The organism is Sphingobacterium chungjuense (assembly GCF_011316935.1).
GTDB lineage: Bacteria > Bacteroidota > Bacteroidia > Sphingobacteriales > Sphingobacteriaceae > Sphingobacterium > Sphingobacterium chungjuense.
Map to the genome: position 1 here is coordinate 1 of NZ_WLYS01000009.1, position 19,779 is coordinate 19,779.

Consider the following 19,779-nt stretch of genomic DNA (forward strand, 5'->3'; position numbering starts at 1 on the left):
GATTATTTATGAGTAAAAAAATAACTTTTATATAATAAATGAACATAAAATGTTTTATTATCGATTATTTTACAATTATTTTTATGTCTTTTCATAAAAAAATAGAAAAACTGATCAATTGATGCTGAATTTTTTTTAATCTAACTTTTCTATACGAGTATCTTTAAGACCACCCCTGCATTTAATGAAAAAAAAATGATGGTTTAACTACGCTCGAACACAAAGTAGAGGAAACCGCTAAAGTGCTTGCTGAAATCATTTGACTTCCAAAATTATATTTCCATAGATATTCAGGAATAGGATGTACATCAAAACATCAGTTTTGTGAAAGCCCGTAGATAGCTTTGGAAAAAGAAAGCCAATCGGCTGTGAAAACTCGATCGCATTGACTACTGCTATCGACTGCTGTAGCCATGAAAGGCTAGTCAATCTACTATATGTTGCTTTCGGAAAGTGCGACATGTAGGATTTGAAAACGGAAAATCAAGTAAATATGAAATAGTATAACCTTTGAATCGGCTCCGTTAAATCACTATTTGATAGGCAGTTTGGAATATAAGGCGGTATACCTAGGGCAACCATATCCAAAAACCGACCTTTCCAACTGCGAGCCCTATTGGACAAAACACTGGTATTTTTCGTAAAAAAAGATAATAGTGATTGGAATCGCCAACTACTTATAGACTAATTGCCGATAGATTGCCGTCTACTTAACCTGTCACGTATCGTTAGTGTATTGCTAGTGTAACTCACATAGCCATTTTATGTATTAGTACAGTATCGGTACTATACCGAAACTGTACGTAGAAACACTAAAAAATGCCTTATTTTTGGCGAGACTTGCGCGAACTTTTGGGCAATGTCTAGTGACTCTTAGATACACAGGGCTGGCATTGAAATAGAACTACAAAAAAGTCCATCATCAAGAGATGAAGGACTTTTTTGTACGGTGCGAAAGTTAAAAAAAAACGCCATGCTGCTTCTGCTCATTCTATTGCAATTACTTCGCTATAATAGTCTCATACAGAAAATACCCTTGATAATCAATACATTGCACACCCAATCGCTTGCCGCGACAAAGTGCAAATCGTATCCGCCCATCGATATCCACACTTTTCAGATGATCGGAAGTTTTAGTCATGCCATTCACCAGCTGCACGATCGCTAGGCACGGCGCTCAGCGCCGTGCCTAGTGTACTTTTCCTAAAATCTCTTCTTTTCATAGCGATTTGCAGATCCTAATACCCGTTGTTTTGTGTCCAATTGGTATTGACCTCCATTACCGGACGCGGAATAGGAAATATGCGACGGAAATACTCATTATAGCCTGCGGAATAAAGCGATTTGAAGCCCCAATCTTGCTCAAACAAGCCGAATCGGATCAGATCATTTCGTCTCCACGACTCATCCGCAAATTCACGCCCGCGCTCATCCAGTAATTCAGCTAATGTTGGTTGCTGCGCCAGGTTTGGCGCTTTCACGTACGTACGGATTTGGTTGATCAGTGATTGTGGCGTTTCTCCCTGTGTAGGTACGGCACCACGAAGGATCGCTTCTGCTTTCATCAACAATACGTCGGCGTATCGAAAGATCGGTACATCATTACTTTGGCTACGCTGATTGGCAGCCGTTACATTGACATCCATATAGAATTTTAAAGAGCGATAGCCCATTGATCTTCCTTTTTGATCATTTCCCGCATTTAAGGTGGAGCCACCATCAGGACGTAAGGTGATTTCTCTCGAGGTTTCCATGTGCCAGTCAAACACCACATCGGCATCAGCACCGGTGTAATCCTGGTCGATGCCTTTTTTAGAAGTTCTGATTAAGAATGGTCGGGTAAGATCTGGTGCGTAATCCGACCAATAATATTGCAAACCGCCCATGTACGAAGCATTACGCTCATCACCGGGCAAATTAAATTTATCTAAAAAGGCTGGTAACACTCTAAATGTACCGCCCACACTTTGCGGTAGCGGTGCAAATTGATTTTGACTACTGCGATGTATCCAAAAACGGGCATAGGTCATCCCCTGCTGCTTCTCCCGATCAAAAGGCATCGCAAAAATAAAGTCTTTGATTTGCGGGCCATTATCTGGTCTGAACTTTTCGAGAAAACGATGGCTGCTCAGATTAAATTGCCCAGACTGAATGATTTCGTCACAGAAAGCGACCACTTCATTCAACTTCTCATTCGGCATCGCGGGGTTGTAGGTGGCTACATCATTGGCAGTATATACGCCCCAATTCAGATAGAGCTTCGCCAATAACGCATCGGCCATGTGTCGCGTCGCTTTGCCATACGTAGCTGCGGAAACCGCAACTGGCAAGCGTTCGCGTACCGCTAATAATTCGGACTCAATAAAGCGACAGATCTCGGCACGAGAAGTGCGTTCGGGTATCTGATCTACCTTAGAAACGATCAGCGGAGCCGCACCAAAATTATCCATTAGTATAAAATAGAAGTAAGCTCTCATGGCGCGCATAGGTGCGGCGTTTTCGCTCTCGTCGTCATTGAAGATAGCGAGTACATTATTGGCGAGGTTGATGCCAGACATGGCACCATTCCAGATTGTGGGCAAAAGTGCATTATCTGGAGTCCAATTATGCACATGCAACTCGCGAAAACGGCCGCCATCGTAATAATCCGTTCCTATCGCCAAACTGACCGCCTCATCAGAAGACAGCGTTTGCACCATCCAATGATTATTGCCCATGGCGCTACGATATGCCGCATATACATCAGCAGAAATCGCTTCAGCAGCGCGTTCCGTAGTTGGAAACTCGGTGTATTGTGATTTAATATCTACATCCAGATCTGTGCAAGACGACAACAATAAAGCCGCACCCACCGCACCAGATAGTAGTATAGAAATATGGAAAAAAGGTAATTTCATGATTGATTCAGATTATAAGTTAAAGTTTAGACCAAACATCCAAGTACGTGTACGTGGATAGGTTTGACGGTTATCGATACCAGGCATCAGGCCACCTAGATCCACTTCAGGATCTATTCCTTTGTATCCGGTAAGTGTGAATACATTATTTACCGTCGCGTAAACGCGGAGATTCTTGATCGATGTACCACTAGTCGGTATTTGGTAAGCCAAGGTGAGGTATGCTAAACGGAGGTAATCCCCTTTCTCCAAATAACGATCAGATAAATAATGCGCGTTGATATCTGTCATGCGTTCGGTCTCAAACACGCTAGCTAGTAGATTTTTTTGACCGGCATTACCGACTACGTTAGAGTGGCGTGCACGCGTCGCATTCATGATTTGATGGCCAAACACGCCTTGAAACATTCCCGTCAAGGCGAAGCCACGATACTGAAAGTTATTATTCCAGCCCAAGGTATAACTCGGTTGTGCTGTGCCTGTCCCTGCACGATCTTTATTCACTGGCGTAATCGTGGTGTTACCAGTACGTTCACCACTTTGCGCATCGCGTTCGTAAAACGTGGAAATACCATCTTCGTTGTAGCCAGCCCATTCCCAAGTATAGAACTGTCCGATAGGTGCACCTTCCATCAAGCGCTGCTGAAAAGCATTACTTTGTCCGGCTCCGCCAAGATTTGCCAAGTCGATATATGCCGTCGAAAATTCTTGATTCGATATGCGCGTCACGTCGTTTCGATTGTGTGAGGCCACGATATCGGTGTTCCAGCGCAAACTTCCTGTGCGCAACGGCGCGAAGTTTAGCGTAAGCTCTAAACCACGATTATTGATCTCACCCACATTTGCGGTTAATGAGCTATACAGGTATTTTGTAGTCGATACCGCGTAATCGTATATTAAGTCTGTCGTATTCTTGGTGTAATATTCTAATGTACCACTCAACCTATTGTCCAAGATGGCGAAATCCAACCCCAGATTGAGCATGCCGGTGCGTTCCCATCTCAAATCAGGATTTGCATTGCGTAAGGCAGCTAACGTACGAAGATCGCGCCCATTGGCATCCGTGTAGAAGCTGGATGTAGCTCCATACACACGGCGCGCTGTGAACACATCAAATCCTAATGAATTACCACTTACACCATAACCAGCACGCACTTTCAAGTCATTAAAAATGCCTAGGTCTTGTACGAAGTTTTCTTCGGAAAGGCGCCATGCAGCAGAAATAGATGGAAATGTTGCCCAACGATTATTGGCACCAAATGCGGATGAACCATCACGGCGTACCATTGCTTGGAAGATATATTTGCTATCGTACGTGTAGTTCAATCGGCCATAAAAAGAGATCATTCTTAGTGTAGACAGGTAATAATTCCCAAACCCCTGCAAGTCGACCACATTGGCCATACCGGGATTGTAATATCCTAGACCATCATCGTAATAATCGGACGTGGTGAGCTGAAAACCATCATTATTATTATTTTCTTCCCAAGAATATCCTGCAAGTGCATTCAGCTTATGGAGCTCATTAAATGTTTTCTCATAATTCAAATTCATCTCCATCACTTTACGTTCATCTTCTACCGCTGCGCGGATCGAACGACCGTTTTGATTGCGGGTGGCCATCGATTTGCTGGTATAGTATTGCGAAGGGTTAAACTGCCGGTTTTGCATGGAAAGATCCAAATTGTAGGTTAAACCAGAAAATAGCTGATACCCTAAACGCGCATGCGTCTGCAAGACTTTTGTTTTGGTGAAATTCGTATTTTCCTCGATCAATGACACGGGGTTGACGTATTGCGAGCGATCGGTTTTCTCAAACCATGATCCATCTTCGCGACGCATCGGAGAAACCGGTAAATAGTAATACATCGCATCATACACACTCAACCCATCGCCAAGCGCAAGTACATCGTTTTGCTTGGTAATACTGGCATTGACGTTGAACGAAGCGGTTAACCGATCGCTCAGTGCTTTGGTCTGCACAAAACCACGCGCAATCTGACGCCCCATATCGGTACCTTTAATCACGCCGTTGTTCTGAAACGTATTGATACTGGCGTTGTATTGTGTACGATCGGTAGCACCCAATAATGAAATATTGTGATTGTTGGATACACCGGTTCGTTCTACTTCCTTTTGCCAATCCGTATCGGCACCCAGATCGTCCGTAGGTTCCATACTGAAGTTGTTTTCATCGACGAAACGACGGTATTGCTCCCCATTCATCATTTCGTAGCGACGGGCTACTTTATCCATTGCCACATAGCCATTGTAAGAAATATCAGTTTGGCCAGCTTTGCCGCGTTTGGTCGTGACGATGATGACACCGTTGGCTGCTTTAGAACCATAAATTGCGGTCGCAGACGCATCTCTAAGCACATTGATGCTGGCGATGTCATCTGGCGCTACTAATGCCAGTGAAGCGCCCGGAACCCCGTCGATCACATAGTAAGGTTCCATCGCTTCACCTGTTCGTAGCGTGGATGCACCACGTAAACTGACAGATGGTGTAGCATTGGGATTACTATTGTTCGTAGAAATAGTCAATCCCGGAACTTTTCCTTGCAGCATTTGCGCAGGCGATGTCAGTACGCCGACATTCATATTTTCGGCCTCAATGGTGGTGATCGAGCTGGTCACATCCTTACGCGAAAGTCGTCCATAACCAATAACTACTTCTTCGATCGCGGTAGTGACTGGTCGCATTTTAATGCTTAATGCAACTACTTCTCCTGCTCTAATTTGGTAACCACGTAAGGTATCTGGCTCAAAACCGAGCGAGTTAAATATAAAGTGATAAGGCCCGCCAGTAGGCAAATTACTGAATGAAAATAATCCCTGATTGTTGGACGTGGTGGTATAACTCAATCCATCTTTGGAATGAACCGCATCAATAGTGACGCCGGATAAAAAGCCTCCGGATTCATTTTGTGTACCGCCTCGAACTTGTACTTGTTGGGCGTGGCTTCGACTGATCGTCGCGCCTAAGAGAACAAAAAGTATGATGACTTTTTGAAATGTGTGCAAATGGTGTAACATGTTAAGTATAGGTGTTTGGTTTATTGATCTAGTGTATCATTCGTATTGCTAGTTTCCGATTCATTAGGTTTTGCTTGACGAAGCAACAGATAGGATCCATCTTGCTGCTCTACATAACGAAGATCATTGATCAAGCAAATGATCGCCAAGACATCATGGAGTTTCTCTTTAGAAAGGTCAACCGTACCCGTGTAATGAATTTGTTGGAGCGATGGCTCCCCAAAATGGATTGCTTTGCCATACGCATGGCCCAACTGCGTCATGACTTGTGCCAGTGGAATATTGTCCATTTCTAGGAATACTTTGGCAGCGGCTTTGTCGACTTTCGCTACCTCTTCCTTGATCGTTTTTTGTACGCTTGGCGTTTGGTGCGCGATTACTTGAAATGCTGCATCAAATAAGATTCGTTCGCCTTTATTGCTCAAGATGGTGCGAGCCATAGCAGTCTGCATCGCTATAGGCGCTACTGCCACCTTACCACTATGTAAGATGACCGATGTGCGATTGTTTTTTTCGCTTGTATTGATGGTAAATGAAGTACCTAATGCCGTCGTTTTCGTCGCGCCTGCGTAAACGCTAAAAGGCCTCGCCGCGTCTTTAGCTACATCGAAATAAGCCTTTCCTTCTAAATGCAGTTCCCGACTGCTCGGGGAAAATGTGGCAGGGTAGCTTAGCTTAGCCTGTGCATAAAGCGTTACGCTAGATCCGTCGGGAAGGGTAAAATGCTGGGATTCTTTACTTGTATTTTCTAAGACAGTGGACGACGTATCGGGTGGCGGCATCACTTCGGCGACGTGGTTAGCCGTTTGGATATCCGGCGAACTGCCAAGCCATACCCGCCAACTAAATACGCCGCAGAAAAGAAGTACCGCTGCCGCAATAGCATATCGCGCTAATTGCTGCCGCCGATGCATGCGACGAATCGACCGTATTTTATTTTGACTATCTGTCGCAATCGCCTGCTGCAGGTCGACAGACATTCGCTCCGTAGGAATAGCTGACTGAGAAACATCGTCGGTATACGATTTCCATTCAGAATCAGAAAATAAACGTTCGACGATCCCGGGATCGTTCCAAAGATGTGCGCGCAATTGGCGTTCGCGATCGGTCAGATCCGGTTTCGGAGACGATCTCTTTTTAAACTTCATACTAGGAATACGCGGCTCGAGCCACCATCCCTATCTCCTTAACAATTATTTAATCTGGATCTGAAAAATTCGGTGTACCTGTACTTATACCTTGGATTCGACATAGGGCATATTGTGCTACAGCATTACAGAATATAGGTGTTGTTTTAATTGGCCTAAAGCCTTTCCGATGTGTTTTTCGACCGCTTTGGTCGAGATGGAAAATAGGTCTGCTATTTCTCGATGTGACATTCCTTGCTTTCGACTGAGGTCAAAAACCAACCGTCGCATCTTGGGCATATTCTCCATGTCTTTTTCTATGATTTGCAATAAATCTTTGCTCTCAATGGCATTGATGAGTGAGTTGGTCAGCGGCGTTTCTGCGGTATCACCTTCATACTTGAACCGAGTCGCCTCTTTTCGCAGCAAATCAATCATCACCTGCCTAGCCATACCAAAGAGCTGTATCTGTATCTCGAGTGTATGACTCAAGGTATGACGGCTCTTCCAGAATTTGATAAACGTGAGTTGCGTGACCTCTTCCGCCATGTAGTCGGATTTGGTTCGGTTCAGGATAAAACCGTAAATGCGCGGATGATAATCTTGGTAAATCCTATTAAAGACAAGCTCGTTATCCGATTGCAGTGCATGTATTTCATTCATAGGTCTTGCAAAGGTATTGGCTTTTGGAGGATTGTATTTTTAAGGAATTGTTATCCTTGTGTAAAACCACCCCAAAAAACGACACGCTTTCAAGAGAACAAATCGTTACTGCATAGACGTCTTTTTTAATTAGGAATCCAAACCATCAATCCTTTTTGCGGTTCTGCAGAATTTTCATTTTGTGCAATCACTGGCATTACATTTGGATTATCTTCTTCGATAGCGTACGTATTGCCATCTGCCGGAATATGCCAATTGTAATCGTTATCGGTAGTCGTTAGCAATGTCTTCACGCGAGTGGCCAGATCAATCTTCAGAAAACCATCAAAATTTTCATAATAAATAGTACCGGTCAGAGCTTCCGAATCGCCGGAAGGAAGATCATAATCTTTGGAACAGCCTACCAATGCAACAAATAATAATATAGCCCATATTCGCATATAAATCATATTATTTTTCACATCTAGATGGATGATTATCAAATTGTAAAGCACCTAGCAATCAGGAACCATACCCATTGTCATACCATTTGGTCCCCAAATGGGTACGACGCGTACCCCACAACCAGAATCATCATCATTCTCGGTTGGGATTTCGCGAGTTGTATTCAACTGCAGGTTTAAGGTCGAACCAGCAGGGAATGCACCATCCGTCTGTTTGAAATAAATACTCATGGCCAAATCCGCCTTGCCACGTTGAAAAATTCCGTCAAACAACATGCTTTGTGCCACATTTTCGATTTTTCCGTCTATCTTTTCTTGACTAATCACGAAATAACTTTCGCTCTCGGCTGCTTCTAGCCGTAAGTCAGATCCATGTATCTTCCCTCGGAATTTTAGGTTTATCTCTCCTTGATCATCAAAATCTGCCATAAACACCACTGATACAGAATCGTTTGTAGCTTCTATGACGGCTATACGGCCTTCACCATTCCATGTATAATCTGCCTCACCGGGCTGCGATCGTACACCGCGTGCCGTACCTTTGTACGGCTTACCACCATAAAGTTCATCAAAATCACCATCTGCAATAGGCGTAGAATCATCTTTCGAACAGCCAACAAATAATAAACTAACTATGAAAATTGTGAATAGCTTTTTCATCTTGATTTTATTTGTAATAATACAGAACTAAGTTACCAGTGAAAGTCGCATAGGTCAATCCCCGAAAACCAGTATTTTACAATCTAGGCGTAAATGTCTGCGATCAAGCAGACATAATGGTAGCACGTACATAACTGTAAAAACAACCAATTCAAATCACTAACAAACAATAAATTACAAAAAAAACAAGGCGCACCATCCCCTAATCAATGTGTAACAAATTCGTCTAAACTCCACGTTGCTTAGCTTAAAGCCCGATTGAAATAGATGATATCATCCATTTTTTCCTACCTTGGGACAACTAATAAACATAAACCTATGAATCGTAAACTTTTAATGAATTGCCGCCTCATCGGGGCGTCAAAAGTGGCATTCATGTGTCTATTTGCTATCCACGTTTCCAATCCACTGGAGGCAGATGCAAGATCTAGACTAACACATGTTGTCGAGCCAAATCAACAAAAAATCATCACAGGACAAGTGACCAATTCTGATGGAACAGAGAACCTCTCTGGCGCGACCGTAAAACTAAAAGGTTCTAGCACAACAGTCACGACGAATGTCGACGGATTTTTTGAAATCAGCGTGCCCAGTACCGAGGCCATTTTAGTGATTACCTACATGGGCTATCAATCCAGAGAAGTCCTAGTCGGAAACCAATCTGCAATTACGGTAAGAATGGTGGAAGATTCCAACAGCTTAGATGAAGTCGTCGTCGTCGGTTACGGATCGTTGGATCGCAGGGATTTAACCAGTCCGGTATCCGTTATCAAACAGAAAGATCTCATTGCGGGCGCAGTTTCACCGCTCATCGCTATCCAAGGAAAAGTACCCGGATTAACGGTTGCTTCTACGAATGGTACAGATCCAAATGCTGGCCTGTCCCTACAACTTCGTGGTGTGAATTCCATCAACGCTTCGCAAGGACCATTAGTCGTGATTGATGGTGTGCCGGGTGGCGATATCAACTCCGTGGTACGGGAAGATATCGAATCCATCAACGTTTTGCGGGATGCATCTGCGGCAGCAATCTATGGTACACGAGCTTCTGGCGGTGTGATTTTGATCACTACGAAAAGACCGCAAATTGGAAAAACAAACGTCACATTTACTTCCGAATACTTTACCGAGCGTGTTCGCAGACGCCCAGAAGTACTTACCGGAGATGAGTTTGTGGAGTATGGTTTGGGAGAAGATTTGGGGCATCGCACCGATTGGTACGACGAAGTAATGAATAAAAATCCGTTTTCACATCGCCAAGTAGTGAACATATCTGGAGGTTCGGAAAATGCTAACGTCTATACCACTTTCTTTAAACGGAAAGCAGAAGCTATTGCGATGGGATCCGAGCGTGGCGAATTAGGCGGAAGAATTAATTCAAATTTTAAATTTTTCGATGGCAGAGCCGAGCTGAGTACACAGGTCAGCTACAATCAGGTGGATGCTGACTTCACCAACAACGACATATTTAATATGGCTTTGGTACTTAACCCAACTGAAACTCCGTACAATACATCCGATATAACCGGATACAACGTACTTGTCGGCGGATACGATTATTGGAATCCTCTAGCCGAGGTCGCGCTACGTAGTGATCAGCGCCAATACCGCTATTTACTGGCTAATAGCGCGCTGAAAATTAATATTACCGATCAGCTATCCACCACGGCCACGGTTGGTATCAAGAGCAACAGTGAGCACGGACGCTTTTATCGTTCGGCGCAACATCGGGAATCTCGCTTAAACGGTATCGACGGTTACGCAAGTCAAAATTATGGACGCTGGGAAGATCGTATTTTTGAGTGGTCTGCCTCCTATGATAATCGTTGGGAAAGACATCACCTCAATGCCGTAGCAGGATATAGTTATCAAGATTTTAACGGTCAAGGATTTAATGCAAACAACTCTAACTTCCCGGTAGATGGTATCCGCGAACATGATCTCGGAACGGGTACATTTCTTCCGGATGGCCGTGCTGGAATGGGTTCCTACAAAAACCCTTGGGTAAAACTAGCAGCCTTTTTCGGTCGAGCCAATTATTCGTTCGACAACCGATACATTGCGACAGCAACAGTGAGACATGAAGGTTCGTCTAAATTTGATCCAGCGAATCGCTGGGGAACATTTGCCGGTATATCCGGTGCGTGGCGCATCTCCGAAGAAGCATTTATGAAAAATGTCGGCTTCATCCAAGACCTAAAACTTAGAGCTGGATACGGTGAAACTGGAAACGAAGGTTTTAGCGCCAATACGGCTAGACGAATGTATGGTGCCGATACTTGGTGGTTGTTTGCAGGAAACTGGAATAGAACCTATGGTGTAATGCATAACCAGAATAGAGATATCCGCTGGGAGGTGAAGAAGGAATACAACATTGGATTGGATTTCACCATTCTGAACAACAAATTGACTGGTCGCGTGGATTATTACAAGCGTTTCATTGATGATATGATCTATGACATTAGCGTATCGCAACCACCCGCTATTCATGATCGCACCCAAATGAATATTGGCGATATGCAAAATCAAGGGATAGAATTTGAGCTAAATTATAATGTGGTCAACAATGCAGACTGGAATTACACGACCACCTTTGTCGCTGCACATAATCGTAGTCGTTTGAACTCCTTGTGGGGAAGCCAGACTTTTGCTGATCGCAAAGGATTTCCTGCTCCAGGATCGCCAGGAAATGCGGTTCGATTATTCCCAGGAGAAGATATTGGCCGATTCTTCATCTGGCAGCATGCTGGTTTTACGGATGATGGTCAGTGGATGTTATACGATCAAAATGGCGAAGCATTTGACGTAACGGAGCGCAACAAGACGCTAGCCGACAAGCGATTTATCGGAAATGGAATTCCCCGCGTACAGCTTTCTTGGAATCACAGCATTGCCTACAAAAACTGGGATGCCGGTGTGTACATGCGTAGCTGGCTGGGGTACGATGTCTTCAACATGATTAATATGTATTACAGTTTGCCAAATGTACGCGGACAGAATGTACTGCGTACCGCTTTTGAAGAACATCGGGATATTGTTGGCGAGAAAGAACTAAGCGACTACTGGTTAGAAAAAGGCGATTTCTTAAAGATAGATGTTATCAGCTTAGGATACACCTTCAAAAAAGATTGGATCAAGCCGTTGAGCAATTTACGTTTGTATGCGTCAGGCAGAGATCTATTTGTATTCACCAAATACAGCGGTTTGGATCCCGAGGTTAATATCAACGGATTGGAACCTGGATTTGAGGAGCGCAATGCCTATCCAAAAACCAGAACCTTTATGTTTGGCTTACAAGCTAATTTTTAACCTAAAGCAATTTATAGATGAAAACGAAAAATATAGTATTAGGGATACTGACTTTGAGTAGCCTCATGATCGGATGTACCAAGCTAGATCAAGAATTCTACAGTCAAGTAACGCCAGAAACTTTCTTCCAAAGTGAGAAAGATATTTTGGCTGCGCTGAATCGTCCATTTACACATGCGCGCTGGTATCTGGGCGAAGATCGCTGGCGACTACAAGAATACACCGCAGATAATTTTGCCATCACCACAAAAGGCAGACATTGGTACAATGGTGGCGAGAACGAACGTTATCACTACCATCGGTGGACACAAGATGAAGGTTGGATTTGGGGCAGTTGGCGCGGTACATTGATGGGCGTTGCGCTAGCGCTGGATGCCAAGACAGATTTGGAGAAACTGGATTATACGCGTTTTGCGCTGACCGAAGACGATAAACAAGCGCACCTGAATCAGCTCAATACCTTGGCTGCTTTCTTCTACTTACGCGGACTCGATTACTTTGGCGGAATGCCCATATTCACCACACTGGAAGGCGAAAGCTTGCCCCGAAATACGGATGCAGAACTGTTCGCTCACATTGAATCGATATTACAGACAGCCATTCCACTCCTACCCAACAAAGAAGCCGGTGCAGCAGAACAAGGCGAACTGAAAGCTGCCGCCGCTGTCAGCATGTTGGCAAGGCTATACTTCAATGCGGAAGCTTACATTGGTAAACCTATGTATCAGGAATGCATGCAACTTTGCCAAGCCATCGTCGATCAGCAACATGGTAGTTATTCCTTGGATCAGAATTGGCACGGTCCACATGGATTTAGCAATCATCAATCGCCAGAAATTATCTGGTCGATTCCTTCGGAATTCAATAAATTACAGTACGACTGGTTTTATGCCGACTTTTACCACTACAATTCGCGGCAATTTTTCGATCAGGATATGGGCGCGAATAATGGGGCACACTTAACACCTTCTCGTCGGCCAGACAGCACGCTATATGCTGGAGCATTTAGATTAGGTTCGCCTTTCGAAAAATTTGCTGCTACGGATCTCCGAAAAAGACCTTATCGATACTTGGGGAACGGCACGTACGAAGGCATGTTTATCAACGGACCACATCGTACGCGAACCGGTGGTGCGATTAATGGTGGCGAAGAATATCGTGATCAGCCATTGATCTTCAGAGATCAAGTCGGTAGATTCTCCGAAGTTGGACCCGGCAAGCGTTATCCTACCATTGCTGATTTGCCTTCTACGATGGCTAATGGCGAAGAAAACACGGGCGTGCGATTGGTCAAAGTGCCCATTCCGACCTTAGCAGAAAACACATTACGTTGGGGGGCAGATAATCCAGCGATTCGGTTAGCCGAAATCTACTATATGCTGGCCGAATGCAAATGGCGAACCGGTGATATTGCGGGTGCAGCAGAATTGATTAATGCCGTGCGTCGAAGAAATTTCACCGGCGGAGCGGATCCCAATCCAGTAACCGTAGCCAATCTCGACAAATACCGCTTCTTAGACGAATGGAGTATTGAATTTCTGGGCGAAGGCCGACGAAGGACAGATCTGATTCGATGGGACGCCTTTGTTACGGAAGCTTGGTGGGATCATCAACCGTCCAACTCCCGACATTTACATCGCTTTCCAGTGCCGACCGAAGCGATATCAGGCAACAATAATTTGGAGCAAAACCCGGGCTATTAATACACTTTGTAAAATCGTTTGACAACTTAAAATCCTTTCTGAATTGGCCATTCAGAAAGGATTTTTTCATGAATATATCCTATCAATAGATAACACCCATCACTGGCTATCCAGCGAGCGCAGTATACCAATAAATTGCAATTTTAATCGTACCTTTGTACGCGATTTAGCATACAATAATTTATGGAGAGTAATCTCCTACAACACGTAAAATACATCATTCATGATTAATATATCAAACCTCTCCCTTCGTTTCGGAAAACGCATACTTTTTGAGGATGTGAATTTAAAATTCACTCCGGGCAATTGTTATGGTATTATCGGAGCAAATGGAGCTGGAAAATCTACTTTTTTAAAAATCATCTCGGGTGAGGTAGATCCATCGACGGGTTCTGTTGCCTTCACTCCGGGTGAGCGCATGTCGGTACTTAGTCAAGATCACTATGCTTTTGACGAATTCAGCGTTTTAGAAACGGTGATGATGGGAAATCAGGATTTGTACAAAATCATGAAAGAGAAAGATGCCATCTACATGAAGGAAGATTTCTCCGATGCGGATGGTGAGCGCGCCGGCGAGCTGGAAAGTCTTTTCGCAGAGATGGACGGTTGGAATGCCGAAAGTAATGCCGCTACCCTATTAAGCAATTTGGGAATTAGAGAAGAGCAGCATACCAAATTGGTGCAAGAACTGGATGGTAACGAAAAAGTTCGCGTGCTCTTAGCACAAGCCCTTTTTGGTAAACCAGATATCTTGATTCTCGATGAGCCTACCAATGATTTGGATATCAAAACCATTGCTTGGTTAGAAGATTTCTTAGCTTCTTACGAAGCAATTGTATTAGTCGTATCCCACGATCGTCACTTCTTAGATGCGGTGTGCACGCACATTGTGGATATCGATTTCAGCAAAATGACGATCTACACGGGTAACTATACCTTCTGGTACGAATCTTCTCAATTAGCATTGAAACAACGTTCGGATCAGAACAAGAAAATGGAAGATAAGGTGAAGGAATTGCAGGAATTTATCCGTCGTTTCTCGGCCAATGCTTCCAAATCCAAACAAGCTACTTCTCGTAAGAAAGCCTTGGATAAGATCAATATCGACGAGATCAAACCGTCGAACCGTAAATACCCTGCTATCATGTTCAACTCCATGGATCGGGAGCCGGGAGATCAAATTTTGCAGGTGGAAGGATTGAGCAAAACAGTAGATGGACAGGTCTTTTTCAAAGACATTTCCTTCATGGTCAACAAAGGCGATAAGATCGCGATCTTGGCAGAAAACAACTTAGTGACTTCCGCTTTTTACGACATCCTTTCGGGTCGTGATCAAGATTATAAAGGTGAATTCAAATGGGGTGTTACGATTACGCCAGCAGATATGCCGATTGATAATGCTGATTTCTTCGAAGGCAGCAAGGAAAATTTGGTGGACTGGTTGAGAACGTACTCAACGCGTCCAGATTCTGACGAACAGTTTATCCGTGGTTTCTTGGGCAAAATGTTATTCTCTGGCGAAGAGGTACTGAAGAAATGTTCTGTACTTTCCGGAGGAGAAAAAATGCGTTGTATGTTCTCTCGTATGATGTTGCAAGGCGCTAACTTCTTGATGTTTGATGAGCCAACCAACCACTTGGATTTGGAATCAATCACAGCATTAAATAACGGTATGACAGATTTTAAGGGTTCTGTTTTATTCACTTCGCGAGATCATGAGTTGACCGAAACGGTAGCGAATCGTGTGATTGAATTGACGCCAAACGGCATCATCGACAAATTGATGTCTTACGATGAGTACATTCAGTCGGAAGTAGTGCAAGCACAGCGCGAAGAAATGTATAAATAATACCTGACCCAATCACGTATTTTAAAACACCCTCGATAAATTTCTATTCATCGAGGGTGTTTTTTTGTGATAGGGTCGTTATCTTAGTGCCTTGATGAACTCCAACGATAGCAAGCTAAAATCTTTAAAACGGTATATTTCGGATACAGATGTTTCGATATCCGTCAGAAATCGAAAAGTAAACCTTTTGAATTACCAGAAATTCAAGTACGTTTTCTTTGGTGGTTTTAATGTTTTACTGAATTGGACACTGTTTTATCTGATCTTCCACTATGTCACCTTCAAAAACAATGTAGAAGTGCTCGGATTGATTACCATCAGCCCCTATATCTTTGCGCTATTAACGTCTTTTGTAGTAACTTTCTTCACGGGGTTTCTGTTTAATTTCTTTTTCGTATTTAAGCAAAATGAACACGCACCGAAATTTGGTAATCGGCTACTTCGCTATTTTGCTACCAATATGGGATCGTTGGTCTTGAATTATTTCCTACTCAAATTGTTTGTCGAGTTATTGCACTGGTATCCGACGCCATCACAGGTGCTATGTACTTCGCTCATCACCATATACAGTTACCTCGCACAGCGGAAGTTTACGTTTAGCAAGAAGTTTTAGCGCATTATCTACAAAATACCACTACCCCCATCTATATATGTCGGGAATAGTGGTAGTAAGCATAGCACTAAAATTTAGAAAATATATCGAATACCTAATTGCATCTGCCAAGTAGTTCCCAAAGTACTTGCATTCTGAAATGGCGTAGTTGGTAGCTCCCCATTAATCACATTCATATTAAATTCTGGAATACCAGACTGTGGCGTCCTTTGGGTATTTAAAACTGGTTGTCCTTGATTGTTTACGCCAGGAATTACATTATTTCCATACAAAAATTGTGCATTATTAAGCCGACTTTGTACACCCGAACTTTTACTAATTAAATTACCGAAATTAATGACCTCGGCACTTAACTGTAACGTATGTCTACGAGGACCAATATTCGTATAGATATCTTGCAAGACGCGCACATCAAATCGATTTAACCACGGCATTAAAAAACCGTTCCTTGGCATGTAACCACCATTATATTTCTCTAAACCGTTCTCTGCTATAAATAGACTCAACGCTTCGCGTTGTTCTTCTGCAGTGAACAATAATTGACCATTTGCGTTCACACGATCTACAAAGTTTAAAGAGTTTAGATCGCGCGGCAAGTAAATTAGATCATTACTAGCACCATCGCCATTTATGAATGATGTATAAACATAAGAGAATCGACCTTGGGATGATCCTGTGTAAACTATTCCCACCGTGGTAGCCAATGAGTTCGCATATTCATACCTATAGCTCAGATTTCCGACCAAACGATGCGGAATGGCAAAAGCCGATGGATGTAAAATCTGATCATTTGGACCGTTAATATTTGGAGATCCGCCCCATGCCGAGCTGGCACTAGATCCAGCATTAGCACTTACCTCTCGGGCATCAGAGTACGTATAAAAAATACCGCCGCTAAATCCCTGAAAATAGGGCACATTTAATCCTATTGTAGCGCTTAGCGCATGTCCTTTGACATTGGTATTCGTAAGTACGGTCGCATTATTAGCACCGATCAGTGGATTGAATCGTTGAACGCCATTTGGATAGAAAGTTCTATTATCGCCAAAGTCACCTTCTTCACCGGATGATCCATAATTTAGAAATGTATTTGAAGACGCTCTATTTGCACCAAATTGGAATACAGCATTAATGTCTCTGGTGTACAAGAAGTCTCCTGTTAGCGTAACCGGAGTATTGGGTATCTTGTAATCCCCACCAACACTGGTACGCCACACCATGGGCATTTTAAAATCACGATCCACCAACGCAAAAGAGCTTGGAGCCCCTTCTCTAGGTGTACTTATAAAGACATTTTCCGCACCTTGTGGTACATTATTTAAATGATAATATGGATCCGGATTAAATCGTACATTACCGATCCAACCTGCCACATCAGCATACGATCCTGGTTCGATCGTATTTTGCAGTACGCCAGCACCAGTAGGCATATTGGTTAGCCATACAAAAGGTACACGTCCTGAGAAGAAACCAGTACCACCACGAAGCACTAAACTACGATCGCCGAACACATCATAATTCACACCAAAACGAGGAGATACCAGCAATTGTGATTTTGGCCATAAACCTGAATTGTAATTCGTTGGCATACCATTCACATCTACTAAACGCATGGCATCAATAGATGGGTTTGGAGTCAAACTATTCATATAAATAGGCAACTCTGCTCGAACGCCATATGTAATGGTTAGTTGATCAGTTGCTGTCCACCGATCTTGTGCATATAGTGAGGCTAAGCCAAAATTAATGCGTGAGTAAGTATCCTGTCCTTCGTATGGATATGTTAATCCAAACATGATTGGGGCGATTTCATTCGGGCTGCCTGTCGATAAGAAATCTTCTACGGAAGCATATCTATAATAAGATGTACCCATTCTAGTAAAGCTGTTGCCGAAATTTTGAATTTCAAAAGCTGCACCAAAAGTGAAAGTGTGCCTGTCAGCTGATAGGGTTAAGTTATTGATAAACGAATAGTTATTATTAATGACATCATTGTTATAAGAAAATAGTTCTGTGCCAAAACTCATGTAGTTTTGATATGGAGAATTAGTATTGCTATGTGTACCATCTCCTATATCTACGAAAGGAAATAGCTGATTGCTTGGCGTGGTACGTGTATCTTGAATACGCGTATATGTTGCTAGAAATTGATTGTTCAGCCTAGCATTAAGATTACTATTCAATTCAGCAGTTAGCGATCGTACAACATTCCTAAAGGCATAATTTCCGTTTTCAAACGTTATCGAATTTTGACTGATCCGCCCGGTCTGACTTCGAGGAAATGGCCCTGAATTTCCATTGGCACCTTGCATCGATGATCCAACAACTTGATTATAACGAACGGCCAATTTATGTCTTTCATCGATATTCCAATCTACTCGAGCCAAAAATTTGGTACTTGATTCTCGAGCTTCTTCGGCATATCCTTCATAACGACCTGGATCCCAACCCCATTGATTGATCAGATGCGCACGAACCGCTTCCAAATCGCTTCGCGTTGTTCTGGCAATATTTTCTTCGGGTACAGCTAGACCGTTTTCAGAAGCACGCCAACGATTTGAACCAGAAGCATTCCCGCCGGTAGCTTCTTCTCGCTCTGCGTTTACAAAAAGAAATAATTTGTCTTTGAGAATGGGCCCACCTAGTCTAAATCCATAATTACGTTTAGCAGCATCAATTCGTTCTATAGTAACATCCCCTATTCGCCTTCCCTGCAGATCTTGATTTTGTAAAAAGTAATAAGCGGAACCTTCCACTCTATTCGTCCCGCTGCGAGTAACTGCATTAATGCCCGCACCTGTGAAACCTGATTGTGTCACATCAAACGGAGCGATGTTCACACTAATTTCTTCAATGGCATCCAGAGAGATCGGTTGCGAATTACCGCCCGGCAATGGGTTAGTACTCAAACCAAAACCGTTATTGAAGTTTGCACCGTCGATTTGTAAGTTGTTGTAACGCGCGTCACGACCCGCAAATGAGTTGCCATTTGCCTGTGGTGTAAGTCGCGTAAACTCTGTCACACTTCGATTGACCTGCGGTAATTCATTTAATTGCTTTAGTCCTACACTAGTCGAAGCGCCCGTGCGTGCAGTATTGATACGCTGGCCAGCTGCGATTGCGACTTCTTCAATATTCCTACTACCATCGGTAAACACGGCGTTTAACACGAAAGGTTGACCTAACTGTAGGTATACATTTTCGTAAATGACAGGATCTTGCCCAACATACGTAACCTCGATACGATAAGGACCACCGACACGCATGTTTGCTAGATTGAAACGTCCGGCGTCATTCGCAGCACTGGAATAAGTTGTTCCAGATAGCGTGTGAACGGCACGAATGGTAGCACCTGGTGTTGCCTGTCCCGATGATCGGGTTACCATACCCGTAATACTACTTGTTGTAACCTGCGCTTGGACAGTGCCATAGCTTGCTAGAACTAAGGCAAAGAAAGGTAAACATCTCTTCATAAT

11 protein-coding genes are annotated in these 19,779 nt (G+C 43.4%); 4 read left to right on the forward strand and 7 right to left on the reverse strand.

Annotation, left to right across the window (positions count from 1 at the left end; all coding sequences use genetic code 11):
• Positions 1–1,238 precede the first annotated feature (1,238 nt).
• From GKO22_RS15840 to GKO22_RS15865, 6 genes are all read right to left on the reverse strand, one after another.
• The gene (locus GKO22_RS15840) at positions 1,239–2,897 is read right to left on the reverse strand and encodes a RagB/SusD family nutrient uptake outer membrane protein (protein WP_166336769.1); all 1,659 of its coding nucleotides are present in this window, start codon (positions 2,895–2,897) and stop codon (positions 1,239–1,241) included.
• A gap of 12 nt (positions 2,898–2,909) precedes the next feature.
• Positions 2,910–5,936: a SusC/RagA family TonB-linked outer membrane protein gene (locus GKO22_RS15845; RefSeq protein WP_166336771.1), complete on the reverse strand. Its 3,027-nt coding sequence runs from the start codon at positions 5,934–5,936 to the stop codon at positions 2,910–2,912.
• Positions 5,937–5,956: 20 nt separating this feature from the next.
• Positions 5,957–7,084 carry a FecR family protein gene (locus tag GKO22_RS15850; RefSeq protein ID WP_166336773.1) on the reverse strand — a complete coding sequence of 376 codons (1,128 nt, stop codon included), beginning with the start codon at positions 7,082–7,084 and terminating at the stop codon, positions 5,957–5,959.
• A 117-nt stretch (positions 7,085–7,201) separates the two neighbouring features.
• A complete protein-coding gene (locus GKO22_RS15855) occupies positions 7,202–7,726 on the reverse strand; it encodes a sigma-70 family RNA polymerase sigma factor (protein WP_166336775.1) in 525 nt (174 codons plus the stop codon).
• 125 nt (positions 7,727–7,851) lie between these two features.
• Positions 7,852–8,166, reverse strand: coding sequence for a hypothetical protein (locus tag GKO22_RS15860; RefSeq protein ID WP_166336777.1), 315 nt, complete (start codon positions 8,164–8,166; stop codon positions 7,852–7,854).
• A gap of 54 nt (positions 8,167–8,220) precedes the next feature.
• Complete coding sequence (locus GKO22_RS15865; protein ID WP_166336779.1) at positions 8,221–8,829, reverse strand: hypothetical protein; 609 nt, start codon at positions 8,827–8,829, stop codon at positions 8,221–8,223.
• Positions 8,830–9,147: 318 nt separating this feature from the next.
• Between GKO22_RS15865 and GKO22_RS15870 the strand changes: the two genes are divergently transcribed.
• The 4 genes from GKO22_RS15870 (at position 9,148) to GKO22_RS15885 (ending at position 16,303) form a co-directional block, all read left to right on the forward strand.
• A complete protein-coding gene (locus tag GKO22_RS15870; RefSeq protein ID WP_240920343.1) occupies positions 9,148–12,138 on the forward strand; it encodes a SusC/RagA family TonB-linked outer membrane protein in 2,991 nt (996 codons plus the stop codon).
• A 17-nt stretch (positions 12,139–12,155) separates the two neighbouring features.
• Positions 12,156–13,841: a RagB/SusD family nutrient uptake outer membrane protein gene (locus tag GKO22_RS15875; protein ID WP_166336781.1), complete on the forward strand. Its 1,686-nt coding sequence runs from the start codon at positions 12,156–12,158 to the stop codon at positions 13,839–13,841.
• A 223-nt stretch (positions 13,842–14,064) separates the two neighbouring features.
• Positions 14,065–15,690: an ABC-F family ATP-binding cassette domain-containing protein gene (locus GKO22_RS15880; RefSeq protein ID WP_166336783.1), complete on the forward strand. Its 1,626-nt coding sequence runs from the start codon at positions 14,065–14,067 to the stop codon at positions 15,688–15,690.
• A 187-nt stretch (positions 15,691–15,877) separates the two neighbouring features.
• Complete coding sequence (locus GKO22_RS15885; protein ID WP_166336785.1) at positions 15,878–16,303, forward strand: GtrA family protein; 426 nt, start codon at positions 15,878–15,880, stop codon at positions 16,301–16,303.
• A 74-nt stretch (positions 16,304–16,377) separates the two neighbouring features.
• Here GKO22_RS15885 and GKO22_RS15890 read toward each other — a convergent pair whose 3' ends face one another.
• Entirely contained in the window at positions 16,378–19,776 is a 3,399-nt protein-coding gene (locus GKO22_RS15890; protein ID WP_166336787.1) for a TonB-dependent receptor, read from the reverse strand.
• Positions 19,777–19,779: the final 3 nt, after the last annotated feature.